The organism is Arcicella sp. GW822-FHT02H01 (assembly GCF_058802005.1).
This window is the reverse complement of record NZ_JBXANT010000001.1, coordinates 3,009,426-3,035,000: the sequence shown is the minus strand read 5'-3', so window position 1 is coordinate 3,035,000 and position 25,575 is coordinate 3,009,426. Positions and strand designations below refer to the sequence as shown.

The window sequence follows — 25,575 nt, the reverse complement described above, 5'->3', positions numbered from 1 at the left end:
TATCGTCGTCTTCGACTAATAATATTTTTGTCATTCGTTTGGTTATAAGATTATCTTTCTTAATGTTTGTCGGCGCAATATATTGTGTTGCTAATGTACTTGTTTTAGCTAATATTTACAATTCGTAACGAATTGCTACTTTTGTACATATTTAATAAGTATAAAAAGTCATTCCATATCAACAGTCAATAAACAGAAAAACAATGTTCTCGTTAAAGCCAGATAAACAATATCCTAAAAAATTATATTCAAAAGCTGTAATAAGGTTTCAGGATTGCGACCCTTTGAAGCATTTAAACAATGCGAAATACTTTGATTACTTCTTTAACGCCCGTGAAGACCAAGTTGCTACTATCTATGAGTTTGATTATAACGACTATTTTGAACACAACAAAACATCTTGGGTTGTATATAACCATCAAATAGCCTACGTCAATTCTGCTAAAGTAAGCGAGAGAATCGGTATTATTTCTTCCGCTATTTATTTTAACGATGATACGTTGGTTACAGAGTTTGTCATGACAGATGAAAATTGTACACATCTAAAGGCAGTACTGTGGACAACTTCTAAATACATAGATGTAATTACAGGAAAGAAAACACCACATCAGCCAGAAGTCAATGCTTTTTTAACGGCTATTTGTGTAGAAGGCATCGACTTTGAACACATTAACCTTAATTCGAGAATCAAAACGATTAAACAAGAGCTATTAGCAAGAACATTTATTTAAATATTTTTCAATGCTCGTTCTATAGCCCTAGATACATTATATTATTGAATAATCTGCTTATTACCTATGTCGGCACAGGAAGTACTAAAGCAATATTGGGGTTATGATTCCTTTCGACCATTACAAGAAGATATTATTCAATCGGTAATGGATGGAAAAGACACCTTGGCATTAATGCCAACGGGGGGGGGGAAATCACTGTGTTTTCAAATCCCAGCATTGATGAACGATGGCATTTGTATCGTGGTTTCACCCTTAATTGCGCTGATTCAAGACCAAGTAAACCAGCTAAAGCAGAGAAAAATTTCGGCGATTGGTATTTTTTCAGGAATGCATAAAAATCAAATTGATATTGCCTTAGATAACTGTATCTATGGCGATGTTAAATTTTTATATGTCTCGCCCGAAAGATTACAAACCACTATTTTTATTGAAAGAGTCAAACAGATGAAAGTAAATCTGTTGGCTATTGACGAAGCCCACTGTATCTCGCAATGGGGTCATGACTTCAGACCACCTTATCTGAAAATCGCTGAATTCAAAAAAAATATCCCCAACGTTCCTCTTATTGCCTTAACTGCCACTGCTACGAAAGATGTTCGGCAAGAGATTTTGATGCGACTGGAAATGGATTCTCCATCCGTTTTCCAACAAAGCTTTGCTCGTGACAACTTATCCTACTCGGCCTTTAATGAAGAAGATAAAGAAAGAAGGCTTATTAAAATTTTGCAAAATGTACAAGGCTCGTCTGTGGTGTATGTGCGCAATCGCCGAAGAACACAGGAAATTTCAGATTTATTAAATAAAAACAATATCAATACTACTTTTTATCATGCAGGATTGAGTGCTGATGAACGTAGTAAAAGACAAGAACGATGGATAAAAAATCAAGTTAGGACAATCGTAGCTACGAATGCCTTCGGTATGGGTATCGACAAGCCAGACGTTAGGTCTGTCATTCATATAGATTTGCCCGATACCCTAGAGGCTTATTATCAGGAAGCTGGCAGAGCAGGACGCGATGGCGAAAAGGCGTATGGCGTAGCGCTTTTTAACCTAAAAGATATTGAAAGTTTAGAGAAAAATATTTTACAGAATTATCCAGCAATTGAATTAGTCAAAAAAGTATATCAATGTTTAGGTAACTTTTTTCAATTGGCGGTGGGTGCAGGTGAATTTTCGAGTTTTGATTTTGATTTGCTAGAATTTCAAAAACGCTTTGACCTCCCTCCTACCGAAACTTATTTTGCCTTAAAGGTTCTTGAAAATGAAGGATTCATTCAGCTATCAGATTCATTTCATAGCCCTTCTAAAATCACTTTCAAAGTTGATAACCGACAGTTATATGATTTTCAACTACGAAATCCTAAATACGACTCCTTTATTAAACTATTGCTGAGGATGTATGGTGGCGAACTTTTTAGTACTTTTATAACCATTTCTGAAGTAAATATTGCCAAAGCTTATTCAATACCTTTGAAGGAGGTTGAAACAATGCTGTCGAATTTAGAAAAATTTGATTTAGTAATTTACGATAGGCAAAAAGATAAACCTCAAGTTACCTTCCTTACTCCGCGGTTTGATTCAAAAACATTACCGCTACAAGTACAAGACATTGATTATCGCAAAGCAAAAGCCTTACAAAAAGCCCAAGCAGTGGCACATTATGTACAACATGCAACTAGGTGCCGTACACAAATTCTATTAGAATATTTTGATGAAATTACTGATGAAACTTGTGGTATTTGTGATAATTGCTTGAAGAAAAAGAAGCGGAATAAACAAGTGGTAGAAGATGAAGACTTTGCCAATAATACTCGGCAGAAAATAAAACTGCTTTTGGCTAATGGGGCAATGAGCTTACAGTTAATTACTCAGATTATGCAACCACCCAATATGCAACTATTCAAAGATATCATTCGTGAAATGATTGCTGATGGGGAAATAGCTTATGATGGCGAAGGTAATTTGAAAATTTAATGTCACTGAAAAGCTAGTTTCCAGTGACATTCCTATATTCTATTGATAAATTCCAGCCGCTACATTTTCAGTAATCGATTTTGGTGCAAGCCAAGCCAAGAAAGCTCCAAGCTTATTTACTAAGCCCGGAATCACCTCTGTTTTCCCTGCAAACATGGCTGCTACAGAAATTTTTGCTACCAGTTCAGGAGTCATCGCTACTTTCTCAGCTGCCTTGCGAGCCTTAGCTGGTACAGCCGCTCTATCATTAAATCCTGTATCCGTTGCTCCCGGGCTAATACAAGTTACAGATACCGAAGAACCTTTCAATTCGCCTTTTAATGCTCTTGTAAAGTTCAATACAAATATTTTAGTAGCCGCATAAACCGCCATTTTTGGCAGAGCTTGGTAGGCTGTAGAGCTAGCAATATTCATGATATATGCTTTGCTTTGGCGTTTCAGCATTGGCAAAAACACATGACACATCTCAGTAAGAGTAGCCATGTTTAGGTTCATCATATCCCTATTTTGTTCAATAGAATAGGTATCAAAATTACCTACAGAACCATACCCTGCATTATTCACCAAGATAGCTACTTCGTATTGTTTTTGTTCAACCCAATCATATACCTTTCTAGCAACATCAACCGCAGCTAAGTCGACGGCTAAATAATCTACTGTTACGCCGTATTTTTCATGAATTTCAATGGCTACTTCACGAAGCAAACCTTCTGACCTTGCCACTAATAATAGATTATATTTTTGTTTAGCCAATTCTACGGCTATTTCTTTCCCGATTCCCTTGCTGGCTCCTGTAATTAGTGCGTACATGTTTGTTGTTTTGTTAGAATGCCTCAAAATTAACAAAGCCCTACCAAATGGCAGGGCTTTGTATCAAACAAATTTTAAATTTTTATTTTTTCGGAGTCTTAGCTGGCGTTGCCGCTGTTCCTGTAGCAGGTGCTAAAAACTCTTTTAACTTATCTGGGTCTTCAGGTTTGATAGCAACAGCTTTATCTACATACTCTTGAATTTTAGCTGTGTCTTTCGTTACGTTTGCATGATATCCTACTAGGTATCTGTATGCTTCGTACAATTGTTCTTTATTAGCTTTTGCTAAGTCAACTACTGTTAAGAATTTCTCATAATGTGGTACTGCCAACCATTTTGTGCCAGTATAATCCACATAGTTGTTAGTTCTAGCACGGAACAAATAGAATGGAGCAAATTTATCATTGATTGCAATTGCACTAGCAAACATTGAATCTGCTTTCATACCAGTGTTATATCTACCTAATGAATCTTCACGTGGCGTATAAGCTGTTGTAAAATAAAGAGCCATAGCAGCATTGTAATAATCAGCACTTGCCATTGGAGCTTTCTTCTTTTGTTTCCAGTCAATTGCCTTTAAAGCATAATCAGCTGCTTTTGCATATTTTTTCTGACCATATACAATCGTATAGATTGTAGCGAAATGGTTGTTGATAGTATCTTCAGGGGCTGCCTTCAAATAATATTCAACGGCTAAAGAATCTTGTTTTAAACCTTGATATCCTTTTGCAAAATATACATTATCCAAATAATATGGTTTTACACCAGCTTTCACCATTTGCTCTAAGTTATCTATACCCAATTGTGGAGTTCCCAATTCAATATTAGAATAACCTTTCATTCTAAAGATATCATTATCTTTAGCACCCCCTGCTTCTGCTTGTTTTGTAAACTGCATAGCACCTTCATAATCTTTCGCTAAGAATAATAATTTAGCTGTTTCTAATAAGATTACTGGAGTAGCCTCTGCTCTTTCAACATATTTTCTAAAGAATTTAGATGCTTCTTTATAACGGTTGAAAATGATATAGTATTCACCCATTCTCTTGTAATATGGAGCATAAGATGAATCTGTCTCATAAGCAGTTTGATAGTTATTGATTGTATATTGATAGTTTTTACCTCTTAAATATACAATACCTAATTTAACATAAGCTTTTGCTGTTTTGTTGATTAAGATAGATTGCTCATAAGCTGATGCCGCTGGGCCACCATCATTTTTCAATAAAAACGCATCTCCTTTTACAATTTGCATATCAACTGTCAAAGGTTTCTTAGTTTTTTCAGTAATCAAGTCAATCAAACGAACAGCTTCCGCAGGGTCATTTGTATGTTCAAACAATGTATAAGCTTCAGCAATACGGAAAATCACTTCAGCATTTTTCATCTTTGTATCAGCCAAAATTTTATCAAAAGCAGCTTTTGCACCTGCTCCGTCTTTATTTGCTAATAACAAAGTTGCTAAACCAACTGAGTTCAACGGTTGTTTAGGGTCTGCAGCAAGTCCTTTTTCAAATGTTGCTTTTGCTTCACTTAATTCTCCTGAACGTAACTGAGCGTATCCTAAATAATATAAATTTTCACCCGTAGGGCTAGCCGATACTAGTGATGTAAATGTTGCTTTAGCTTTAATTGGCTGGTCTCCGTCCAACTGCGTCAAGCCTTGCTGAACAGTCTGCCCATTTACCGCAACGGCAAATAACAAACTTGCAGCCACCAACAGAGATTTAATCTTTACTTCCATTTTTTTTTAAAGTTTTAGTTGTAAGTAATTAAAAGTAAGTATCTAAAATCAGGTAATTCTTTTTATTAAACAAATTTCCAAAATATCTTTTGAATTTGTAACAAATTATAAAATTAAATTAAAAAATTGTTACAATAACTCAAAATTTTATTCGCAATCTATTCAAATAAAATATTTTGTTTATTCCTATATTTTAATAATTCTTAAAATATTATGCCACCTTAGTTTAGTCCATTTTTACTTGCCTAATCTGTAGTGGTTTTGTAAGTGGTAAAAGCCCTCCTTTCAATACAATTAATTGTCCTTGTTCAAGACACATATAATTGATAAAACCAGTTCCAAGCCCCATATAAGGCTCTTTTAAGATTAATTTAATTTGACGAATTAATGGATACCTTTTCAAAGCAAGATTATACCCAAATGGCTGATAATAATCTTCAGGATTGGTACTGTTTTTCTCTGAAACTGACATCACATTAATGTCTTTGATAAAACCTAAAGACGCGGGGTCATCACCATCACTAATCCAATTAGTACCAATAACGCCCATCGCATTTTTATGTGTTTTTACATATTCTATTACCTCCTTGTTCGACTTTGTGGCAAAGAAAGAAACTTTTTCTTTCTTATCTATTCCAAATTTTTCTACTAAAAACGTTAAATTACTAGAGCTTGCTCCATCAAAAACCAATACTATATCTTCACTTGAACCATTTTTGCTAATCTGAGACCATTTCTTTTTTTCCCCTTTCATAATACTTGCCAAATCGTTAACAGTAATCATACTATCACGATTATCTTTATTAGTAATGAGGGCTAAGGCATCACCTGCAAATTTAAAACTCCTATAAGTAATTTTCTCATCTGTATAAACTGTCTTCTCTTTATCGGTCAGTTCTCGTGTTATTACAGCTACTCTAGCTTTATCATTTAATAACATTGCTACTGCTTCTCCTTCTTGTTTATACACTAAATTGATTTTTGTATAGGGGAAAGTCTGTTCAAAAGCCATTTTTTCGGCTTGCATGATGGGTTGAAAAGACTCATCAACAGCAACAGTAATTTCTCCTTTTGCAGGGCCATCTAATTCTTTACCATCTTTTCCTGTGTTTTTTCCACAAGAAAACAAGGTAGCGGTTAGTAGAATCGAATAAGATAGATTTAATATAGTTTTCATGGTTTTTGTGATTGTTTATTTCTTCTCGTCATAATATGAATACTCCTCATTATCATCGTCGTCTTCATCTTTCAATTTGGTGTAAACTCTCCATGCTCTAAAAATGCCATATATGATAAGCAATGCACCCAAAGCATATACATACAAGGAAGAAGGCAACATCATCTGAGCAAAAGCTGATTCAGGGTTAAGTACCAAAAGCAATCCTATCACCGCGTATGAAAGGGCCATTAATACATTAACAAGTACAAAAATTCTACCGGACATCTTTTGATATTTAATATAAAACGATAATCACAACCCTATTTGATACATTTCCCATAGAAAAAAACAAAAACAGATTCCTATTGAAAAATGAAACCTGCCAGTTTCCTGACAGGTTTTCATTGTATCTTAATGCTAAATAATATAATTATTCAGATAGCACGAAGCTAATTGGTACTGTAAATCTTGAACGTACTGCACGACCAGACTGTTTACCTGGTGTCCATTTCGGTACAGATTTAATTACTCTAACAGCTTCTTCATCGCAACCAAAACCTACTGATTTAAGTACATCTACGTTTTGGATACTACCATCAGTATTTACAACGAATTGGATATATACTTTACCAGAAACGTTAGCACGTTGCGCTGCTGCTGGGTATTTCAAGTTTTTCTGCAAGAATTTAGCAAATGCAGCCATACCTCCTGGGAATTCAGCTTGTTGTTCTACCGCAGTAAAGATTTCTTCCTCTTTTGGCTTTGGTGGTTCAACTGGTGCTTCTGGCGCAGTACCTCTTGCATCTGGATCTACTGGCGGGCCAGCATCTTCAGTTTCTCCTTTTACCGTTTCAGAAGCAGTATTACCTTTTACTTCTTCTGGTGGTGGTTCAGGTTTTGTTACCTCTTCATCCTTTTTGATTTCAGGAGGTAAGAATTTTGTCGTCGTCACCTTTGGTAATTCTTTTGGTGGTGGTGGCGGCGGTGGTGGTGGTGGTGGTGGTGGAGTTTTATTCTCTGGTGGTGGCTGATCAATTTTCATTACTTCAGCTGTAACCTCAGTTTTAGTTTTTGCTAATTCTTCATTGATTTTATTATAAATAAATGATAATGCAAAAAGAGCTGAAACCGACGCTATACCAATTATCAAAGAACGTGAAACCACTTTTGGATAAGATTTTCTTAAGATATAAGCACCATATTCTTTGTTCTTATTCTTAAAAATAATGTCATCCAACGTTGCATTTGGGCTTATTACGTTTGACATAATTCCTGATGTTAATACTGTTAATGTTTCTTAATTTGAATCAAAACCTTTCAAATTAAATTTTCATTGAACTAAGATAAAACTATTAATTTAGTTTTCAAAATATTATCAACTATTTTTTTAGTTTTATTGTGATTTTTTATTAAAGACCCGATTTTTTGATTAGCTTCTCAGAATCTGGATCTATTTCAAGGATTGCATAACGCTTGTTACTTGTAATAGCACATTCGTCTAGCAAATCTACCATGTTCTTGTATTTAGCTCCTTTAGTAGCTTTAATAACAATCGTAAAATTATCACCGATTCGTCTTTTGTAATCGAACAAAACAGTTCTAATTCCGTCTTTAGAATAATTTGTTTTCTGAAGTTGAGTTGATGCTTCTGTTGGCAAACCTTGATAGTAATATACTTTCTCGGCATCAGGCATAACAGTTAAGGTTTCAGACATTTTAACTTCTGATTTATCATCCTTTTCCGTTTTATCAGGCATATTCAACTGCATTACTACGGGCTTTGCTAACGTCGTGGTTAACATAAAAAAGGTAATCAATAAGAAACCCAAATCAACCATGGGAGTCATGTCAATTTTGGTTGACGCTTTCTTTGCGCGTTTCTTACCGCCTTTTTTGCCCCCACCGTCTTGACTTATTTCTGCCATTGTATTGGGGTTTTAATTGTTGGTAGTTAATGATACTCAGAGAGTTTTAGCTTTATAAGACCCTGCCTTTCAAAGAGAGGCAGGGTTAAAACTACTGAGTACAACTAAATAAAATCTATTGAGGCTTACCTTCAGGAGATGTAACCAATTGGAATGTGTTAATATTCTGTTCCTGTAAAGTACCAACTACTTGGTTGAACACTTTATAGTTTGAGTTAGCATCACCTTTAATAGCTACCTTTAATCCTGGATTAGAAATTTTTGCATAACTAACCCAAAGGAAAAGTTCATTATTGGCTGAATCGCAAGGAATACCTTTCAAATATCCTTTTGCTTTCGCATCTGATGGCTTTACACTTAAAACCTGACGCATAGCGCCTGCTGGATAACCTACGATTTCTGAAGCGTCATAGTTCTTCTTCATTTCCGCAGATACTGGAACAGATAGGCGGTTTGCCATTCTTTCCAACATATAATCCTTAGCAGCTTTGTCGTCTGTTCCTAAATAAATACCACCTTCTGGACTTACTGAAATAGTAAGAATTCCTTTTTCGCCAGTTATTGTTTTCTCTGAAATAGATGACGGAGGAACGATTGTTACGGCTTCTTCAGGTTTAAACTTTGCAGTAAGCATGAAGAAAGTAAGTAACAAGAACGCCACATCGCACATCGCTGTCATGTCTAGAGAAACACTTTGTCGTTTTGCTTTAACTTTTGGCATAATCTTGTTTAGTTATAAGTTGTTTGATATGAGTTATAAGGTTAACCTATAACACTTAGCGCTTAACACATAACTATTAATTATGGTGAGTTGCGTAGTTTTGGTTAATGCTCAAACCAATTTCATCAACGCTGTAAGTTAATTCGTCAATTTTAGACGTAAAGAAGTTATAAGCAATGATACAAACTGCTGAAGTACCAATACCTAATGCCGTGTTGATAAGGGCTTCAGAGATACCGTTTGCTAATGCAGTTGAATCTGTTGATCCTCCTGAGTTACCTAAAGCCGAGAACGCTTTAATCATACCAACTACTGTTCCTAAAAGACCGATTAGCGTAGAAACTGAAGCTAACGTTGCAATGATAGTTAAGTTTTTCTCTAACATTGGCAATTCCAATGAAGTAGCTTCTTCAACTTCTTTGCTAAGAGCAGCTAATTTTTGTTCTTTGTCCAAAGAACCATCACTTGTCAACTGCTTGTATTTTTTAACAGCAGCTAAAGTAACGTTTCCTACTGAACCTTTTTGTTTGTCACATTCTTTCAAAGCTGCATCAGTATCATCTTTGTCAAGAAGAGCCTGAATTTTGCGAACGAATGCATTAACATCACCGCTACCTTTTGCTTTACTAATTGTAATTAGACGCTCGATAGAGAATGTCAAAGCTGTCAAGAAACAAGTTAAAAGGATTGGTACGATATCACCACCTTTAAATGCAAGAGCAAGATAATCTCCTTGGTGTGGGTGACCTGCGTTCGTTCCACCTTCAAAACGAGATCCATCTCCCATTACAAAACGGAAAAATAATTGGGCAATAACAAAAAGAATTAAAATAACCAAGCCTGCTGAAATGCCGCCTGATTTTTTTTGAGCTGGTGCTGCTGGTTTAGCAGCTGGAGTTTTTGCTTGTGTACTCATTAGTTTGGTAATTTTTGGGTTTAAGTTAAAAAACAGTTTTAGGTGAATTTTAAAATAAAAATAATGAAAATAACCTAAATACAAAAGATTCTTTTGAAATAACTTGTTTTAGGTAATGACAAAACTAACACAAAAATCTTTTAATTATCATACCACGTATATGAAGTTTTTTTAAAAAAATATTCAACAAAACCTATGTATTGTACTATAACAATAAATACATGCATTTTAAAACATATTTGCAGGACTATTTCAAGAATTTGACTTTACAAAGAATGTATATAACTTTTCAATGATTGTCTTTTTTTTATAAAAACTCCTTAAGTATTGATTCTAGCAAGACTATTCCATGAGTATTTTCTCTGATTTTCTGGTAGTCTAAAATACTTATCATTTTTTCAAGGCGTTCATTTTCTCCGTTTATAAGTACCCTAATACTTTCTGATTTATCTAATAAATTAGTCAATAATGCCATCAATTGTTTGAGGCTACTTCCTTCTTCAGCATCCAGAAAAACAAGTATTTTTGGTGAATCTTTTATTAATTTAATAGCATACTGAATCGTTAAATTATCAGAAAAATTATCAATATCATAAACTATTACTGAGGGGTTTGATAGCTTTACAAAATCAATGAAAGTATTAGTATATTTGATATTTAACTGGCTATTTCGTACTTGAATATATAAAAAAAGACTAGGCATTTTATAGTTTTTTATGAATTTTAAAATGAGATGGTCTAAATAATTAACATTTAAAATAACAAATATTGTAACTTTGATTCAATCATCTTGCAGTATCCCCAAAAGTGTATGTCGAAGGTATATCATTATAATAAAGAAAATGTTCGTAGAAAAACAGGAGCATCCTCGTTAAAGGATGCCATAGAGGATATGCTTGAGCTGTATAAAATTCGTTCTAAGTTTAACGAAACTTATATTGTTGCTTATTGGGAAAAAATCATGGGTTCTCCGATTGCCTCAAGAACAACCCAAATTTATATTAAAGACGGAAAATTGTTTATTCAATTAGATTCCGCTCCGCTTCGAAATGAATTATTGATGGCAAAAAATAAAATCGTTGAGCTTATCAATAAAGAAGTAGGAGAAAAAATCATTCAGGATGTCGTATTTTTATAAGTAGTAATCCTTTAACTTCGATTATTGCCTCTCTGCTTCTTTTACTTTATTTTTCAAGCCGAAATATTTGATTACAAATACAATCGCGACTACCAACGATAGCCCCAACAAAGCGATATATACGCCTTGGTATTTTTCAATTTCTTCTAACATTTGATGATTCTCTTTTGAAAAACCCTTATGCCTTTCCGTCAATTCTACTAAATCATGATTCTTTTGAGTGAGGTCATTATTTTGTTGAATCAGCTCATTGTATTTTTCAGTGAAAGCAGCCGTAGCATTGGATTGCTGACTTTGATATTCATTTAGGATTTCATTGTCTTTATCAATAATTTCATTGAGCGCATCTATCGTCTTTTGCATATCATCCTTAGAACGATTGCCAAAAAGCCCTGTTGATAGGTTTTCTGATTCCTTGTATTTTTGATATAATGTTTGTCTTTGTGTAGTAAGGTCTTTTATTTTATCCTGAGCATTACTTTTAGTAAATACAAGGCACATTAAGAATAATAAAATGAAATTTTTCATCGACTAATTAATTGTAATGATAGTTGAATATTGTTTAATAAAAATCCCACAAGTATTTTGAATTGCTTGCGGGATTGATAACGATAAGCTATATGCTTCAATTATAAAGAATGTGACTGATAATCAAGTTCAAGGATTTCAGAAATATCTAATAATTTGATATTATAACGCTGAAAAGCTGGCGTATCAAAATCCTCAGAATCAGATGGCATTTTTGTTGCAAAATCTTCAATCATTTTTCGCAATCTTGGTGTATCATCTTCTCTCGGAGGAAAAACATGCTTAATAGGTTGTTTTTCTTCTTCTATTACTTCGTCCTCATCTTCTTTATACTCTTCATCTTCCACAATATTTGAAGGCTGTAAAGATACAGGTTCTACTTTAACTCCTTTTTTAGCATGATTCCCGTTAACTGGTTGTTTCAAAGGCGTACGCACGGGTCCATCTGGTAAATCAAACCCAGCTGCTATTACCGTGATGCTCATATCATCACCCAAGTTATTGTCAATGATAAAACCGAGTTTAAATCCAGCAGGTGAATTTCCGATAGCCTCCATGATATGGGCAGTAATAGCTGTTTGCTCTTTTACTGCCATTACTTTTTGGTCACTTGTAGCAATCGTTACTAATACACGTTTCGCACCTTTAATATCACGGTTGTTTAATAACGGCGAATCAAGGGCTTTCTCAATAACTTCTTTAGCTCTGTTTGGTCCTTTAGCAGTAGCCGTACTCATTACAGCTTGCCCAGCATTGCTTAATACTTTTTTAACATCCTTAAAGTCAGCATTTATCTTACCAGATTTTGTAATTACTTCCGCTACTGATTTGGCAGCATTGGCCAATACATCATCTGCATGTTCAAAGGCTTCTAAGATGTTTAAATCTTCATAAATCTCTAATAATTTATCGTTCAATACCACCAAAACAGTATCACAAGTACGTTGTAATTCAGCAATTCCTCGGTTGGCCGCTTCAATTTTCTCAGTACCTTCCCATGAATATGGAGCTGTTACAATCGCCACTGTTAGTATATCCAATTCTTTGGCTATTCTCGCGATTTCTGGTGCTGCTCCTGTTCCTGTTCCTCCACCCATACCAGCCGTAATAAAGACCATTCTGGTACTTGGTTGTAGTAATGCTTTAATCTGAGCTTCACTTTCCAGCGCTGCTAGTCGTCCTTGTTCTGGTTCTGTTCCAGCACCAAGTCCTTCTGTCAAAATTTCGCCTAATTGCAGTTTTACAGGAACCTTATTATCATTCAGGGCCTGTAAGTCGGTATTACACACTACAAAATCGACGTCATCAATCCCCATTTCGAACATGTGACTAACAGCATTACTTCCTCCTCCGCCGACACCAATCACTTTAATGATATTGTCTTTTGTCTCAGATGAAATTTCAATATTATGATGAAAAAAATCCATATTATAAATTATTATTAAGGATTAATTAATTACTAAATAGCCCGTATTATTTGTCTTGAAAATCAGTTGAATGCACTATTATTCTTCTGCTCCCCATCGCCATTCTCTACCAAGCTCTAACTCTTTTTTCAGGTTTTGTTTTATAAAAAAATCTCTTGTCGAGTAAAAATCTAATTTCTTCGCTGGCACCTTATCTACATTGGCGATTCCATACAACATCATTGCTGTGTACCTTACGGTATTAACCATTTCGTTCTTGTTAATCAAATCAAAGCGGTCGCAATTAGCATGATAACATCCTACCGCATCTGGCGAGATTCCTCCAATCGGAGATGCCGTCGGTATTCCTTCCAACATAAAGCTTTGATGGTCTGAATGAAGTCCTGCTTGGTTAATAACATTGTTTTTATATTCAGGTACGGCCTTTTGCATGCACTCTCCTATTTTTGTAAACAATGATACCATTTCGTCTCTTCCTGCCGTATTAAATCCATTCGCATTATTAGCCATATCGAGGTTGAACATAAACACCACTTTCTCTAAAGAGTTATTACGCTTACTTCTCTCAATCATCGCTTTTGACCCCAGCAAACCTTCTTCTTCACCCATAAACATGACAAACTCAATCGTTCTTTTAGGTTTTAGATTTAATGCTTTGAAAGTACGGGCAATATCTAAAATAGAAAACGAACCTATGCCATTATCCAACGCACCAGTAGCCAAATCCCAAGAATCGAGGTGTCCACCAATTACTATTTTTTCGTCACGGTATTTTTTATTGTCTCCTTTGATGGTAGCGATAACATTTCGAGCTTTAATCATTTTACTAAAGTTCTTCATATCTATTACGCCCATCAAGTTGGGTTGCTCGCTCATCCAAGAACGGATTTTGATGCCACTCTCTAATGACACACAAACTGCTGGAATCGCGATTAAACTTCCAGTAACCGAAGCTGTGCCCGTTAGCAATACATTTCCTTTTACGGTATTGACAAAAATAACTCCTGCTGCACCATATTGCATGGCTAGGGCTGTTTTTTCAGAACGGTGTAAATTACGAGTTCCTTTAAAGGGGGCTAACAATCCGAGGTTTACTAATGCTATTTTTCCTGTTAATTGGTCTTTTACGGCTTGAAAATCTGGTTCTAATCCATTCCCTACATCCACAAGTTCGGCAGTTACTTTGGCTTCAACGGGTGTCATTGCCAATGAAACTACTTCTATGTCATGAAAATTATCACTTTTTTTAGGGGCAATTGCTAACGTCACGGTATCTCTTGACCAAGCCTCTACTTGAAATGGCTGATATTTTACATCTTTAAAACCATAAGATTTTAATAAATTATAAGTGTATTCTTCAGCTCTTTTACCATTTGCACTACCCGTAAGGCGGTGTCCAATTGTTTTACAAGCATCTCCCAATGTTTCGTAAGCCCTACTATTGGCTACTACTTCATCGTTGATTCGCCTGAATGTTTCTATTAATTCTTCATCTTCATTTCCTAAAGGTTGAAATGCAGCTGTTGAAGTAATAAGGATTAGAATAAGAAAAACGTAAAGGTTTATTTTCATTTTGTCTGTTGTGAAATAGGAAATAATAGTGGAATTTACAAAAAAACTTGACAAACTCTAACATATTTAAAATAAGAATAAGTCCCTATTAATGCCTATTATTGATAGCCTTTAAATAATTACTTATTATTCAGACTGTACTGTTGGGGATATATCTCTTTTTGATATTTTTCCCAATTTCCTTTACGGTAATGATTATCTCCAAAAAAAGTAACTATTTGATGAAACTGCTGAGCTTCTTGATAACCTGCCACTGGCTGAATCATATTAAATTGCTCATCTAAATACACTATCGTCGGGAAACTCATCTTTCCTTGTAAAAGAGCAACTCCTGCCTGATTGTAACCATTTTCCCAGATATATTGTTGTTTGCCAATTCTGATGGTATCTTTCATTTCAGCATCTAGTTTTACAGCATAATATTTTTGATTGACAAATTCAGCTACTTTTTCATCCGTAAAAGTTTTTTGATCCATCACCTTGCACCAACCGCACCAGCCTGTATATACATCCACCAAAATTTTTCTTGGTTCTTTTTGGGTAGCGGCATACGCTTCCTCCAAAGTCATCCAATTAATTTTGGCTTTGTTTACTTTAGTGATAAGGCTAGTGTTGGGTGCTGTATTAGCAGCGATTTGTGCATTTCCAGCAAATGATATCAAGGATATAAGAAATGTAAAGAATATGTTTTTCATGTTTTATAAGTTGGTCTTGCTCTGTGAGATTTTTATCTAAAACGGTTTTCTCCTTTTTAGCAAAGATAATTGGATAAAGTAATTTTAATTATACTATACTTTAAGATATTTTATTGAATCCGACGTCCAACTTTCTGAAAGATTGTCTCTAGTCCTTCCAGATTTTAGCTAAATAGCTTTTCTATTACCTTAGCAATTTACAAAAGGTTTGTTTTCCTTACAAAGATTTTTGATTAAACGGTCAACTGTTTTATTTTCACTCATTATCTTTAACTATTTTTGACTTCAAATAAATTCATGACTATACTTCGACACAAAAAAAGTAAACTTGTTGAGGCTGAAGAAAAACGTAGAGATTTAGGCTTTGGCTCTCAAATTACTGACCCTGACACTAGGCTCCTCAATAAAGATGGTAGTTTTAATGTTAAAAGAATTGGTGGTAATTTTTGGGGACGTTATAATATATTTAATGAGCTTATTATCTGTTCATGGAAACGTTTTTTTATCCTCATTGTTGCCTTTTACTTAATATTGAATTTTATATTTGCCTGCCTTTATCAAGCCGTAGGGATTGAACATCTACAGGGTGTGGATTTAACCACCAAAGGCTCGGGCTTTATGGATGCCTTCTTCTTTTCTTCTCAAACACTAACCACGGTTGGCTATGGAAGAATTGCTCCCGTTGGTTTTTGGGCAAGCACTATCGCAGCCATTGAATCGCTATTAGGCTTATTGATTTTTGCCTTGGCTACTAGTTTACTGTATGGTCGTTTTTCAAGACCAGTCGCTAGAGTATTATATTCCGACAAAGCTATTATTGCGCCTTATCTGGATATTACGGGCTTTATGTTTAGGATTGTGAATGAGCAAAGTAATCAATTAATCGATTTGCAAGTTGAACTAGCGGTATCAATGCTAAGAGATGAAGGTCATGGGAAAAAAGTAAGGAGATTCTATGGACTGAAATTAGAACGAAGCAAAGTGAATTTCTTTCCGACTAATTGGACAATCGTGCATCCAATTACAGAAGATAGTCCACTGTTTGGATTGACTAAAGAGGATTTGCTATCGAGTGATGCTGAGTTTTTAGTATTGCTCAAAGCTACAGAAGAGACTTATAATCAAACAGTAAATTCGCGTACTTCTTTTCATGCGCGTGAAGTAGTAGTCGGTGCAAAATTCCTTCCTATGTTTAGCGATGTTCCAGGAGCTGGAGTAGTAACGCTAGACTTGCGTAAATTATCAGATATTCAGGATGTGCCTCTATCAAGTGAGCTATAATGCTGGATATAAAACAAAAATTAAGGAGTTCATGCTTATGAACTCGTCTTTATAAATATTAAAATGATTCAACCAAAAGCATTACAAAAAGGAGATACTGTTGGCTTAGTAGCATTGGCATGCAAAGTAGATTTTGAATTAATAAAACCTGCCATTGAGGTAATAGAAAAGGTATGGGAGCTGAATGTAGTTTTGGGTACTTCGTTGACTAGTAAGTACCATCAATTTGCAGGAACTGATGAAATCAGGGCTAATGATTTCCAGATGATGTTAGATGACCCTAATATCAAAGCCATTATTTCTGCCAGAGGAGGTTATGGTAGCTCACGTTTATTAGATAGCATAGACTTCACACAATTTATTCAACACCCCAAATGGGTTGTTGGGTTTTCAGATATTACGGCGGTGCTTTGCCACATCCATAACCTAAATATTGAAAGTATTCACGCCACCATGCTTAAATTATTTATGCAAGATGGCGGTGAATATGCGTTAGACACCCTCAGAAAAGTACTTTTTGGCGAACCCCTCGATTATCATATTCCTGCGAATGCATTAAACAAAGTGGGTAGTGCCAAAGGACAGTTAGTTGGTGGTAATTTAGCAATGTTGACCCATATCATTGGCTCAAACTCTGATATTGATACGACAGGAAAAATATTGTTTTTGGAAGACGTAGGTGAATATTTATACAGCATCGACCGTATGATGATTCAGCTAAAACGTTCAGGGAAATTAAAATCCTTGGCTGGTTTGATTGTAGGACATTTTTCTGACTTAGAAGACAACGAAGTACAATTCGGCAAAACAGCCAACCAAATTATTGAGGATGCCGTTGCTGAATATAATTTCCCTGTATGTTATGATTTCCCTGTCGGACATGAACCAACCAATTGGGCAATGCCGTGTGGCAGAGAGGTGATATTAACCGTAGAAAATAATGGCGTTTGGATGAAAGATGCTGTAAATGATACTTTAATCTAAAATCAGCATGAACAAATCGGCTCTCAGGAAACATTATTTAGCTCGACGAAAAGCACTCAGTCAGGAAAGTATCACCGAAAAGAGTCAAGCTATTTGCGATTTGTTCTTTCAGCATTTCAATCTTTCTACGATTGAATACCTTCATATATTTCTACCCATTATCAGGCATCATGAAATCAATACTTTTCTGATCATTGATAGCATTCAGCAAGAATTTCCTCACGTACAATTAGTGGTGCCAAAAAGTATTCCTGAAACCAACGAGATGGAACATTATCTATACGATAAAAGTCAATTGATTGAAAACAAGTGGGGTATTCCAGAGCCTATTCCAACTATTCCCATTTTGCCTATCGATATTTCAATGGTAATTGTTCCGCTATTGATTTTTGATAAAGCAGGCAACCGTGTGGGCTATGGCAAAGGTTTTTACGATAGGTTTCTTAAGCAATGTTCTCCCGAGCTTATCTCAATTGGCTTATGCTTAGAAGACCCCATTGACAGCATTGAGGATGTGAATGAATTTGATGTTAAAATCAATTACTGTATTAGTCCAAATAGACTATATTCCTTCGGATAGAAGTAAAATTTCAATAAAAAACAAGAATTCCTACAAATTTACTCTACTATTCCCAGCAGATTCCTTTTCTCTTCCAACTTTATCAAGTAATTTTGCAAACTTTTTATTTTCCCTGACTTTCAAAGGAAATTAAATTTCAATGATTCTGACGACTATTCAACGCTGTGATTTTTTTGAAAGACAAATCGCACGAAAGAAGCCATGAAAACTAAGATTTTAATATGCTTTTTGTTATTTATAGGTTTTAAAACCTTTGCTCAGGAAGAAAAAAGAACTTTGTATCCGATTTCAGTTAAACGACAATTGTTTGGCGTAAAATTTATTTACGATAGACAGATTATCGACAATGCATCGGCTTTACAAATACCCTTGTTGCAAGCCAGAGACCCCAAAGTAAATGTGGAGTTCCTGACTTACAAACAACAACAAAAGCTAGTTAAGCTAATCAATATTATTCCTGCGGGGGTTTCGCTTTATACAGTTTTTAACAGAGATAAAGTATCCAGCGGTTTTTATTGGTCTACAGTCGGCACTACTTTATTGATTTCGACTTATTTAAATGTAAAAGCAAATATGCATTTATCTAATGCGATTAATCGTTATAATGAGGTTATCCGTAATAACGAAATCGGGCTAAATGTACAGACAACACCTGATCATCAGGCGATAGTGGGGGTTGGATTAAAGCATAATTTTTAAGTATTTTTTTATATAATCAATTAATAATCAATTTTTAAAATGAAAGTAGCAGTAGTCGGAGCCACAGGTTTGGTCGGTGGCGAAATCCTTAAAGTGTTAGCGGAACGTAACTTCCCAGTAACAGAAATCATCCCAGTTGCCTCTGAGCGTTCAGTAGGTAAACAGGTAGAATTTAAGGGTAAACAGTACACCGTTGTTGGTTTTGATGATGCTATTAAGATGAAACCAAACGTGGCGATTTTCTCGGCAGGTGGTGGTACATCTTTGGAATTAGCTCCGAAATTTGCAGCGGCAGGGATTACAGTAGTAGATAATTCTTCAGCTTGGAGAATGGACCCTACTAAAAAACTAGTAGTACCAGAAATTAATGCGTTTACATTAACATCAGAAGATAAAATCATTGCTAACCCGAATTGTTCTACAATTCAGATGGTTGTAGTGTTGAACCCTTTACACAAAAAATATAAAATCAAGCGTGTTGTTGTGTCTACGTACCAATCAGTAACAGGAACGGGCAAAGCGGCAGTTGATCAATTATTTGCTGAACGTGAAGGTCGTACAGATGTACCTGCGGTATATCCACACAAAATTGATTTGAACGTTTTACCACACATTGATTCATTCTTGGATAATGGTTATACCAAAGAAGAGATGAAAATGGTGAATGAAACCAAGAAAATCATGTTGGATGATTCTATCGCGGTAACAGCTACTACAGTGCGTATTCCAACGATTGGTGGACACTCTGAAGCAGTAAATGTTGAATTTGAAAACGACTTCGACGTAGAAGAAGTAAAAAATATTTTAGCAAATGAAGAGGGTGTAATCTTACAGGATGACCCTAAGAATTTTGTATATCCAATGCCTATTAATGCACATGGTAAGGATGAGGTTTTCGTTGGACGTATCCGTCGTGATGAAACCCAACCTAATACCATCAATATGTGGATTGTAGCGGATAACCTTCGTAAAGGTGCTGCTACTAACGCTGTACAAATTGTAGAGTATTTGGCTAAAAACAATCTTATTTAGTAGTTTACAGGTTTGTTTGATAGTGAAATGAAAGCCGAGATAATTATCTCGGCTTTTTATTTTTGGTAGATTTTGGGATGTTAGACTTTAGGACTGGAGGAGAGTGGAATTACCGTGGTATTTAAACCTCAACTTCCTTCAGTCTTAAAGTCTTTTGTCTAACATCTATAATCTACTAAAGTCTAAAATCTAACGTCCATAATCTAACCTCCTCCAGTCCTAAAGTCTTTTGTCTAATGTCCATAATCTAACCTCCTCCAGTCCTAAAGTCCTCTATCCTCAAGTCTAATACTCTCCCCTCAATTTTGTTTTATGCGTTGCAAAATGTAAGTTTGGGTAAACTAAAATCCATACTTCCTCCATGAAACGCTATTTTTTACTTACTATACTCAGCCTCTCCCTTTTGTCTGCCTTCTCGCAAAATGTTTTAGTAGAAAAAACACGTGAATTTCGTAAAGCGAATGAGCATCGTCTTTTGAATGAATTCATGGGACTGCTGTCTATTCCTAATGTAGTGTATGATACCGTAGGGATTCAGAAAACTGCTAACTATATTGTAAAAATGATGGAGGAAAGGGGTATCAAAGCTCAAAAGTTAGATGCCAAAACCAAAGGCGTTCCTCCTGCTATTTTTGGAGAAGTAATTGTGCCTAATGCTACAAAAACGCTGGTCTTCTATGCTCATTATGACGGTCAGCCAGTAAACCCAAACCAATGGGCAGAAGGTATCAAACCTTTTGAAGCTGTTTTTTTGAATGAGTCTTTAGAAAAGGGCGGGACAATCATTCCTACGCCTAAATCCACAGAAAGTATTAATCCCGAATGGCGAATTTATGGCCGCAGTGCTTCTGATGACAAAGCAGGCGTTTTTACCATCCTATCTGCCTATCAAGCCATGACTAAAATGGGCATTAGTCCGAAAGTTAATTTGAAATTCTTTTTTGAAGGGGAAGAAGAAGCAGGGTCGACACACTTGGAAGAAATTTTAGATAAACATAAAGATAAACTCAAAGCCGACCTCTGGGTAATTTGTGATGGACCAGTACATCAATCTGGACGCAAACAGGTTGTGTTTGGAGTACGTGGGGATGTAAATGTGGAGGTAAAAGTATATGCCTCAAAGCGTCCACTTCATAGTGGGCATTATGGCAACTGGGCTCCTAATCCTGCTAACTTATTAGTGAATCTATTAGCATCTATGAAGGATGAAAAAGGGAAAGTATTAATCAAGGATTTTTATGATGATGTTACGCCCCTAACAGCCTTAGAAAAACAAGCATTAGCCAATATCCCTCCGCCCGACGAACAAATGAAAAATGAACTGGGTTTTGTGCGTGCCGAAGGCGGAGGTAAGTCACTAGCAGAATTAATTAGTTTACCTTCTTTAAATATCAACGGGATAGCCAGTGCCAATGTAGGTAAAATGGTAGCCAATATTATTCCCACTTCAGCTACGGCTGCTTTAGACTTACGCCTGGTATTAGGAAATGATGCTCAGCGACAAGTACAAAAACTCATTAATCATATTAAATCACAGGGTTATTATGTCACTACCAACGAAAGTATAACCGACGAAGAGCGATTAAAATATCCGCTTATTGCTCGTGTGCAAGCTAAAGATGGATACAATGCACAACGCACTAAAATGGATTTACCAATCGCTCAAATTATCATTAAAGCTGTGCAGAGTACTTCTAAAGAGGATATCGTGTTGATGCCAAGCTCAGGTGGAAGTTTACCTTTGTATTTGTTTGGTAAATACTTGTCAACTACTACCATTACTGTTCCTATTGCCAATCATGATAATAATCAGCATGCTGAAAATGAAAATATCAGAATACAAAACCTATGGAACGGGCTTGAAACGTATGTCGCGTTGATGAATATTCAATAAATTGAACAGCATAATTATAGTGTATATCAGCTTTTTGAAATTATAATCCATAACTATTACTTATCTTTAACCATCTAAATAAACCCTTTTAATAATGAAAAAACGTCACCAAGTACTGTTAGTACTTGCTATTTTATCTGTCATTACTTTTCTAGACCGCATCGCATTTTCTACAGCAGGAGAGCGAATCACTAAAGAACTAGGACTTTCGCCCGTACAATGGGGTTGGATTTTGGGCTCATTTACCTTAGCCTATGCCCTTTTTGAAGTTCCTACAGGTCTATTGGGTGATAAAATCGGGGCAAAATCGGTTTTGATTAGGGTAGTACTTTGGTGGTCGTTTTTTACAGTATTAACGGGTTTCTCTACGGGCTTTGTTATGCTCCTTGGTATTAGGTTTTTGTTTGGCATTGGCGAAGCTGGTGCATACCCTAATATTGCTATTGCCTTGGCAAAATGGTTTCCTGCTAACGAACGTGGACAAGCCCAAGCCATCATTTGGGGTGCTTCGCGTTTAGGGGCGGGCTTAACACCCCTAGTGGTGATTCCGATTCAACAGCGTTATGGTTGGGAGGCATCTTTCTATGTATTAGGTTTTGTAGGTGTCATTTGGGTGATTTTCTGGTACTTTTGGCATAAAGAAGACCCTACTCAGGCAAAAGATATTTCAAAGGATGAATTAGATGAAATCTTAGCGAAGCGTCAATTAGATAATCATTCCGATAAAGTACCTTTCAGAAATTTTCTGAAAAGTAAAAACTTATGGTTTTTGATGGGAATGTACGCTTGCTATGCTACAGGCATTTATTTCTTTCAAACATGGCTACCTAAATACTTACAACAAGGTAGAGGGGTCAGCGAAGACCAACTAAAATATATCAGTTCTATCGCTTTTCTACTAGCAGCATTTGGTTGTTTTATGGGTGGCTTTATTAGCGATATTTTAGTAAAAAAGTATGGCAAAAAATGGGGACGAAGAATTGTTCCGATGGCTGGCATGGGTATTTCTGGTATATTTTTAATTATCTCGGCGCTTACGGTTAATAATACTATTGCTATCGTCTTGCTTTCATTAGGTATGGCTTTTATGGATGTTACTGCTCCAGTAGCTTGGGCTGTTTCAATGGATATTGGAGGAAAAAGAAGTGGGTCTATTTCAGGGGCAATGAATTCGGCAGGATTATTAGTTGCTTATTTAAATACGGTAAGTTTCGGCTATTTAGCAACCAATTTTGGGTATAATTTTCCTGTATTACTATTAGGAGTTATTGTGATTATTGGTGCATTTTTTTGGTTAAAAATTAATGCCGAAGAAACAATATAGCGTAAATTGTGATTATACTTTTGTAGTAGAAAATCTGCGGGTGATATTTTACCCGCAGATTTCAAAGATTTGAAACCGCTGATTTGCGCTGATTTAAAGTTGTGAGAAATTAAAAAACTCCGTCATCTGCGTAAGATTTGAGCGTAAATCTGCGGGTGACATTTTATCCGCAGATTTCAAAGATTTGAAACCGCTGATTTGCGCTAATTTAGAGTTGTGATAAATTAAAAATCTTCGTTATCTCCGTAAGATTTCAGCGTAAATCTGCGGGTAAAAAATAGACTAAAAGCTAAAGGCTGAAAAAATACTAACATGGAAAATGAACAACATCAAGACGATAAGCTCGACCGTATCATCGAGGCTAGAATGAAATTGAAAGCTCGTTTTGAAGAAAAAATGAAAGCGACGCCTTCAATGGCTGATTCCAAACCTCAAGGAAAGGGGTCTATTAATAGGCACGGTATGCCAAATACTCCAGTGGGACAAACCCTAACTGTTAAATGGCCTGTACTAGACTTGGGATATCAACCGAAAATCCCCTTAGACAAATGGCGTTTGATTATTGATGGCGAAGTAGAAAAACCATTGATGCTAACGTGGGATGATTTTATGGCTTTACCACAAACGGAGGATGTCTCAGATTTTCACTGTGTCACTACTTGGTCAAAACTAGATATGATGTGGAAAGGTGTTCGTTTATTAGATTTAGCGGCCTTAGTACAACCCAAAGAAACTGCCACGCACATAATGTGTTATGGCTATGATACTTATACAACGAATGTGTCATTAGAAGAAGCCTTAAAACCAGATGTATTGTTGGTGCATACCGTAGACGGACAACCTTTGGCTGTAGAACACGGCGGACCATTACGAATGATTACTCCACAATTATATGCTTGGAAAGGCTCTAAATGGATAAAGAGAATAGAGTTTATGCCTAAAAACAAACTAGGCTTTTGGGAAGAAAGAGGTTATTCAAATACTGCCTACCCTTGGAGGAATGATAGATATAGCTAATATATTTGTGATTGAGTGAGTTGTGATTGAGTGATTAATTTTTTCGAAGAATGTAATATTAAAATAATTATAATTCACTCATTCACAACTCACTCAATCACAATTCACTCAATCACAACTATTTTACCCACCTCTGTGCTACAGCTACCGCGTATTCAACAAAAGACTTTACCGTAAATTCATAGATTTTATTACCTGTTGATTCAGAATGCTCGTCTAAATTGCTTGAGGTCTCATGTGACTCATAAATCCTTGGAGAAACCACTGAATATTGATGCGTGAAATTGATGATTTTATTAATAACTGTTGTCAATTCTAAACAAGGTATTTTTCCGCCACGTCCATTCGAAACCCCTGCCAAAGCAAATACTTTGTTATCAAAAAGATGCATAAAATCCTTTGAGCCTAATTGATGTAAAGCATTTAATAAATCTCCGTTTACCGTCCAATTATACTCTGGACTTACAAAAAAAACTAAATCGGCTTTTTCCCAAGCACCAATCAATTCGCTTTGAAAAGGAGTTAATTCATCTTTGTTAATTATTCCTCTTCCTACTGAAGGAATATCAAAATGATGGAAATCTACCACCGTGGTTGACTCAAAACCTTCTGTATAGAGTACTTTTTGAAGATATTTAGAAAAGCGTAATGAGTTGCTGTTTTTTCTGGGCGATGTGGCAATAATAGCAATATTCATAATGTATGTTTTAGGGAAATGGGTATTAATTAAGCCTTAAATTACAAAAAATGTTTAATCTATAGAGTTAACCGATATGGCTATAAAAATAGTTCACAGGTATTTCATGATAGACTTAAGTCAAGAAAAGATATATTTGTTGCGAAACTCTTCAAAAACATTGTAAATTTTACTTATCTCATCCAAAATCATGCAAAAATCAACTAGAAGACAATTTTTAGAAAATTCAACAGCAGCATTAGCTGCAGGAACTATCATGACAAGTATTGCTACCACAGATTCAGAAGCCGCAGCACCCGTAGCTGGCAAACTTTCTTTTATTCACCATGTATTTTTCTGGTTGAAAGACCCTTCTAATAAAAAAGACCATGACCAATTATTAGCAGCCTTGAAAGCACTAGGAAAAATAGAAGTAATCAAATCTGCACACATTGGGCTACCTTCTATTAATGATTTTGACAAACCTGTAACTGACGCTTCTTATTCTTTTTCTGTAATGTTGATTTTTGCTAGCAAAGAAGATGAAGAAAAGTATTTAGTACATCCATTACACAAAAAATTTGGAGCAGATAATCATCATCTATGGTCTAAAGTAGTAGTTTATGACTCAGCAGATATTTATGTTCAGTAGTGAATACACTATTTATAAGCTTAATCGGCAATATAAGTAAAGACTCTAGTATTTTATTAATATATTTTTGACGAAACAATTAAAAAGTAT

27 protein-coding genes (1 of these 27 cut by a window edge) are annotated in these 25,575 nt (G+C 35.5%); 12 read left to right on the top strand and 15 right to left on the bottom strand.

Annotated features, from left to right (window positions below):
• Positions 1 to 34, bottom strand: partial view of a response regulator transcription factor gene (locus AC1RNE_RS12900; RefSeq protein WP_492801353.1) — the beginning only. 653 nt of this gene lie to the left of the window's left edge; only the first 34 of its 687 coding nucleotides appear in the window; its start codon is at positions 32 to 34; its stop codon lies off the left edge, out of view.
• 169 nt (positions 35 to 203) lie between these two features.
• On the opposite strand from AC1RNE_RS12900, the gene AC1RNE_RS12895 reads away from it, so the two are divergent.
• Together AC1RNE_RS12895 and AC1RNE_RS12890 are read left to right on the top strand one after the other, a co-directional pair.
• A complete protein-coding gene (locus AC1RNE_RS12895; RefSeq protein WP_492801352.1) occupies positions 204 to 731 on the top strand; it encodes an acyl-CoA thioesterase in 528 nt (175 codons plus the stop codon).
• A 66-nt stretch (positions 732 to 797) separates the two neighbouring features.
• Positions 798 to 2,711, top strand: a complete 1,914-nt coding sequence (locus AC1RNE_RS12890; RefSeq protein WP_492801351.1) for a RecQ family ATP-dependent DNA helicase — start codon at positions 798 to 800, stop codon at positions 2,709 to 2,711.
• Between the two features lie 39 nt (positions 2,712 to 2,750).
• On the opposite strand, the gene AC1RNE_RS12885 is transcribed toward AC1RNE_RS12890, so the two are convergent.
• The 9 genes from AC1RNE_RS12885 to AC1RNE_RS12845 all read right to left on the bottom strand — a co-directional run bounded on the left by AC1RNE_RS12885 (position 2,751) and on the right by AC1RNE_RS12845 (position 10,689).
• On the bottom strand, positions 2,751 to 3,521 hold the full coding sequence (locus tag AC1RNE_RS12885; RefSeq protein ID WP_492801350.1) for an SDR family NAD(P)-dependent oxidoreductase: 771 nt from the start codon (positions 3,519 to 3,521) through the stop codon (positions 2,751 to 2,753).
• Positions 3,522 to 3,603: 82 nt separating this feature from the next.
• Positions 3,604 to 5,265, bottom strand: coding sequence for a tetratricopeptide repeat protein (locus AC1RNE_RS12880; protein WP_492801349.1), 1,662 nt, complete (start codon positions 5,263 to 5,265; stop codon positions 3,604 to 3,606).
• A 226-nt stretch (positions 5,266 to 5,491) separates the two neighbouring features.
• Positions 5,492 to 6,442 (bottom strand): PstS family phosphate ABC transporter substrate-binding protein, encoded by a 951-nt coding sequence (locus AC1RNE_RS12875; protein WP_492801348.1) that lies wholly within the window; start codon positions 6,440 to 6,442, stop codon positions 5,492 to 5,494.
• A gap of 15 nt (positions 6,443 to 6,457) precedes the next feature.
• Complete coding sequence (locus AC1RNE_RS12870) at positions 6,458 to 6,709, bottom strand: hypothetical protein (protein WP_492801347.1); 252 nt, start codon at positions 6,707 to 6,709, stop codon at positions 6,458 to 6,460.
• Between the two features lie 145 nt (positions 6,710 to 6,854).
• Positions 6,855 to 7,691, bottom strand: a complete 837-nt coding sequence (locus AC1RNE_RS12865) for an energy transducer TonB (RefSeq protein WP_492801346.1) — start codon at positions 7,689 to 7,691, stop codon at positions 6,855 to 6,857.
• A 142-nt stretch (positions 7,692 to 7,833) separates the two neighbouring features.
• Entirely contained in the window at positions 7,834 to 8,349 is a 516-nt protein-coding gene (locus tag AC1RNE_RS12860) for an ExbD/TolR family protein (RefSeq protein WP_323253839.1), read from the bottom strand.
• Positions 8,350 to 8,464: 115 nt separating this feature from the next.
• Complete coding sequence (locus AC1RNE_RS12855) at positions 8,465 to 9,070, bottom strand: ExbD/TolR family protein (RefSeq protein WP_323253841.1); 606 nt, start codon at positions 9,068 to 9,070, stop codon at positions 8,465 to 8,467.
• A 76-nt stretch (positions 9,071 to 9,146) separates the two neighbouring features.
• Complete coding sequence (locus tag AC1RNE_RS12850; RefSeq protein ID WP_323253843.1) at positions 9,147 to 9,986, bottom strand: MotA/TolQ/ExbB proton channel family protein; 840 nt, start codon at positions 9,984 to 9,986, stop codon at positions 9,147 to 9,149.
• A 307-nt stretch (positions 9,987 to 10,293) separates the two neighbouring features.
• Positions 10,294 to 10,689: a hypothetical protein gene (locus tag AC1RNE_RS12845; RefSeq protein WP_492801345.1), complete on the bottom strand. Its 396-nt coding sequence runs from the start codon at positions 10,687 to 10,689 to the stop codon at positions 10,294 to 10,296.
• A 108-nt stretch (positions 10,690 to 10,797) separates the two neighbouring features.
• Between AC1RNE_RS12845 and AC1RNE_RS12840 the strand changes: the two genes are divergently transcribed.
• Positions 10,798 to 11,124 (top strand): DciA family protein, encoded by a 327-nt coding sequence (locus tag AC1RNE_RS12840; RefSeq protein ID WP_309924515.1) that lies wholly within the window; start codon positions 10,798 to 10,800, stop codon positions 11,122 to 11,124.
• Positions 11,125 to 11,145: 21 nt separating this feature from the next.
• Here AC1RNE_RS12840 and AC1RNE_RS12835 read toward each other — a convergent pair whose 3' ends face one another.
• The 4 genes from AC1RNE_RS12835 to AC1RNE_RS12820 form a co-directional block, all read right to left on the bottom strand.
• Positions 11,146 to 11,652 carry a hypothetical protein gene (locus AC1RNE_RS12835; protein ID WP_492801344.1) on the bottom strand — a complete coding sequence of 169 codons (507 nt, stop codon included), beginning with the start codon at positions 11,650 to 11,652 and terminating at the stop codon, positions 11,146 to 11,148.
• Positions 11,653 to 11,753: 101 nt separating this feature from the next.
• Complete coding sequence (gene ftsZ, locus AC1RNE_RS12830) at positions 11,754 to 13,079, bottom strand: cell division protein FtsZ (RefSeq protein WP_492801343.1); 1,326 nt, start codon at positions 13,077 to 13,079, stop codon at positions 11,754 to 11,756.
• A 78-nt stretch (positions 13,080 to 13,157) separates the two neighbouring features.
• Entirely contained in the window at positions 13,158 to 14,651 is a 1,494-nt protein-coding gene (locus AC1RNE_RS12825) for a M20/M25/M40 family metallo-hydrolase (protein WP_492801342.1), read from the bottom strand.
• Between the two features lie 119 nt (positions 14,652 to 14,770).
• Positions 14,771 to 15,346 (bottom strand): thioredoxin family protein, encoded by a 576-nt coding sequence (locus tag AC1RNE_RS12820; protein WP_492801341.1) that lies wholly within the window; start codon positions 15,344 to 15,346, stop codon positions 14,771 to 14,773.
• A gap of 297 nt (positions 15,347 to 15,643) precedes the next feature.
• Here AC1RNE_RS12820 and AC1RNE_RS12815 point away from each other — a divergent pair, with 297 nt between their 5' ends.
• The 8 genes from AC1RNE_RS12815 to AC1RNE_RS12780 all read left to right on the top strand — a co-directional run bounded on the left by AC1RNE_RS12815 (position 15,644) and on the right by AC1RNE_RS12780 (position 24,157).
• Positions 15,644 to 16,627, top strand: coding sequence for an ion channel (locus AC1RNE_RS12815; protein ID WP_492801340.1), 984 nt, complete (start codon positions 15,644 to 15,646; stop codon positions 16,625 to 16,627).
• 63 nt (positions 16,628 to 16,690) lie between these two features.
• Positions 16,691 to 17,611 (top strand): S66 peptidase family protein, encoded by a 921-nt coding sequence (locus AC1RNE_RS12810; RefSeq protein ID WP_492801339.1) that lies wholly within the window; start codon positions 16,691 to 16,693, stop codon positions 17,609 to 17,611.
• A 7-nt stretch (positions 17,612 to 17,618) separates the two neighbouring features.
• Complete coding sequence (locus AC1RNE_RS12805) at positions 17,619 to 18,191, top strand: 5-formyltetrahydrofolate cyclo-ligase (RefSeq protein ID WP_492801338.1); 573 nt, start codon at positions 17,619 to 17,621, stop codon at positions 18,189 to 18,191.
• A gap of 201 nt (positions 18,192 to 18,392) precedes the next feature.
• On the top strand, positions 18,393 to 18,890 hold the full coding sequence (locus tag AC1RNE_RS12800) for a hypothetical protein (protein ID WP_492801337.1): 498 nt from the start codon (positions 18,393 to 18,395) through the stop codon (positions 18,888 to 18,890).
• A 39-nt stretch (positions 18,891 to 18,929) separates the two neighbouring features.
• Positions 18,930 to 19,922: an aspartate-semialdehyde dehydrogenase gene (locus AC1RNE_RS12795; protein ID WP_309924535.1), complete on the top strand. Its 993-nt coding sequence runs from the start codon at positions 18,930 to 18,932 to the stop codon at positions 19,920 to 19,922.
• Between the two features lie 361 nt (positions 19,923 to 20,283).
• Positions 20,284 to 21,816 carry a M20/M25/M40 family metallo-hydrolase gene (locus tag AC1RNE_RS12790; protein ID WP_492801336.1) on the top strand — a complete coding sequence of 511 codons (1,533 nt, stop codon included), beginning with the start codon at positions 20,284 to 20,286 and terminating at the stop codon, positions 21,814 to 21,816.
• A gap of 94 nt (positions 21,817 to 21,910) precedes the next feature.
• Positions 21,911 to 23,140 (top strand): MFS transporter, encoded by a 1,230-nt coding sequence (locus AC1RNE_RS12785; RefSeq protein ID WP_492801335.1) that lies wholly within the window; start codon positions 21,911 to 21,913, stop codon positions 23,138 to 23,140.
• A gap of 312 nt (positions 23,141 to 23,452) precedes the next feature.
• On the top strand, positions 23,453 to 24,157 hold the full coding sequence (locus tag AC1RNE_RS12780; protein ID WP_492801334.1) for a sulfite oxidase-like oxidoreductase: 705 nt from the start codon (positions 23,453 to 23,455) through the stop codon (positions 24,155 to 24,157).
• Between the two features lie 118 nt (positions 24,158 to 24,275).
• Here the strand turns inward: AC1RNE_RS12780 and AC1RNE_RS12775 are convergent, their stop codons facing one another.
• Positions 24,276 to 24,854 (bottom strand): NAD(P)H-dependent oxidoreductase, encoded by a 579-nt coding sequence (locus AC1RNE_RS12775; RefSeq protein WP_492801333.1) that lies wholly within the window; start codon positions 24,852 to 24,854, stop codon positions 24,276 to 24,278.
• Positions 24,855 to 25,044: 190 nt separating this feature from the next.
• Here AC1RNE_RS12775 and AC1RNE_RS12770 point away from each other — a divergent pair, with 190 nt between their 5' ends.
• Positions 25,045 to 25,485 carry a Dabb family protein gene (locus AC1RNE_RS12770; RefSeq protein WP_492801332.1) on the top strand — a complete coding sequence of 147 codons (441 nt, stop codon included), beginning with the start codon at positions 25,045 to 25,047 and terminating at the stop codon, positions 25,483 to 25,485.
• The last annotated feature ends 90 nt before the right edge of the window (positions 25,486 to 25,575 follow it).

Coding starts and splice junctions, on each gene's coding strand:
- AC1RNE_RS12895 (WP_492801352.1), top strand. CDS start 204: ATGTTCTCGTTAAAGCCAGATAAACAATATCCTAAAAAATTATATTCA.
- AC1RNE_RS12890 (WP_492801351.1), top strand. CDS start 798: ATGTCGGCACAGGAAGTACTAAAGCAATATTGGGGTTATGATTCCTTT.
- AC1RNE_RS12885 (WP_492801350.1), bottom strand. CDS start 3,521: ATGTACGCACTAATTACAGGAGCCAGCAAGGGAATCGGGAAAGAAATA.
- AC1RNE_RS12880 (WP_492801349.1), bottom strand. CDS start 5,265: ATGGAAGTAAAGATTAAATCTCTGTTGGTGGCTGCAAGTTTGTTATTT.
- AC1RNE_RS12875 (WP_492801348.1), bottom strand. CDS start 6,442: ATGAAAACTATATTAAATCTATCTTATTCGATTCTACTAACCGCTACC.
- AC1RNE_RS12870 (WP_492801347.1), bottom strand. CDS start 6,709: ATGTCCGGTAGAATTTTTGTACTTGTTAATGTATTAATGGCCCTTTCA.
- AC1RNE_RS12865 (WP_492801346.1), bottom strand. CDS start 7,691: ATGTCAAACGTAATAAGCCCAAATGCAACGTTGGATGACATTATTTTT.
- AC1RNE_RS12860 (WP_323253839.1), bottom strand. CDS start 8,349: ATGGCAGAAATAAGTCAAGACGGTGGGGGCAAAAAAGGCGGTAAGAAA.
- AC1RNE_RS12855 (WP_323253841.1), bottom strand. CDS start 9,070: ATGCCAAAAGTTAAAGCAAAACGACAAAGTGTTTCTCTAGACATGACA.
- AC1RNE_RS12850 (WP_323253843.1), bottom strand. CDS start 9,986: ATGAGTACACAAGCAAAAACTCCAGCTGCTAAACCAGCAGCACCAGCT.
- AC1RNE_RS12845 (WP_492801345.1), bottom strand. CDS start 10,689: ATGCCTAGTCTTTTTTTATATATTCAAGTACGAAATAGCCAGTTAAAT.
- AC1RNE_RS12840 (WP_309924515.1), top strand. CDS start 10,798: ATGTCGAAGGTATATCATTATAATAAAGAAAATGTTCGTAGAAAAACA.
- AC1RNE_RS12835 (WP_492801344.1), bottom strand. CDS start 11,652: ATGAAAAATTTCATTTTATTATTCTTAATGTGCCTTGTATTTACTAAA.
- ftsZ (WP_492801343.1), bottom strand. CDS start 13,079: ATGGATTTTTTTCATCATAATATTGAAATTTCATCTGAGACAAAAGAC.
- AC1RNE_RS12825 (WP_492801342.1), bottom strand. CDS start 14,651: ATGAAAATAAACCTTTACGTTTTTCTTATTCTAATCCTTATTACTTCA.
- AC1RNE_RS12820 (WP_492801341.1), bottom strand. CDS start 15,346: ATGAAAAACATATTCTTTACATTTCTTATATCCTTGATATCATTTGCT.
- AC1RNE_RS12815 (WP_492801340.1), top strand. CDS start 15,644: ATGACTATACTTCGACACAAAAAAAGTAAACTTGTTGAGGCTGAAGAA.
- AC1RNE_RS12810 (WP_492801339.1), top strand. CDS start 16,691: ATGATTCAACCAAAAGCATTACAAAAAGGAGATACTGTTGGCTTAGTA.
- AC1RNE_RS12805 (WP_492801338.1), top strand. CDS start 17,619: ATGAACAAATCGGCTCTCAGGAAACATTATTTAGCTCGACGAAAAGCA.
- AC1RNE_RS12800 (WP_492801337.1), top strand. CDS start 18,393: ATGAAAACTAAGATTTTAATATGCTTTTTGTTATTTATAGGTTTTAAA.
- AC1RNE_RS12795 (WP_309924535.1), top strand. CDS start 18,930: ATGAAAGTAGCAGTAGTCGGAGCCACAGGTTTGGTCGGTGGCGAAATC.
- AC1RNE_RS12790 (WP_492801336.1), top strand. CDS start 20,284: ATGAAACGCTATTTTTTACTTACTATACTCAGCCTCTCCCTTTTGTCT.
- AC1RNE_RS12785 (WP_492801335.1), top strand. CDS start 21,911: ATGAAAAAACGTCACCAAGTACTGTTAGTACTTGCTATTTTATCTGTC.
- AC1RNE_RS12780 (WP_492801334.1), top strand. CDS start 23,453: ATGGAAAATGAACAACATCAAGACGATAAGCTCGACCGTATCATCGAG.
- AC1RNE_RS12775 (WP_492801333.1), bottom strand. CDS start 24,854: ATGAATATTGCTATTATTGCCACATCGCCCAGAAAAAACAGCAACTCA.
- AC1RNE_RS12770 (WP_492801332.1), top strand. CDS start 25,045: ATGCAAAAATCAACTAGAAGACAATTTTTAGAAAATTCAACAGCAGCA.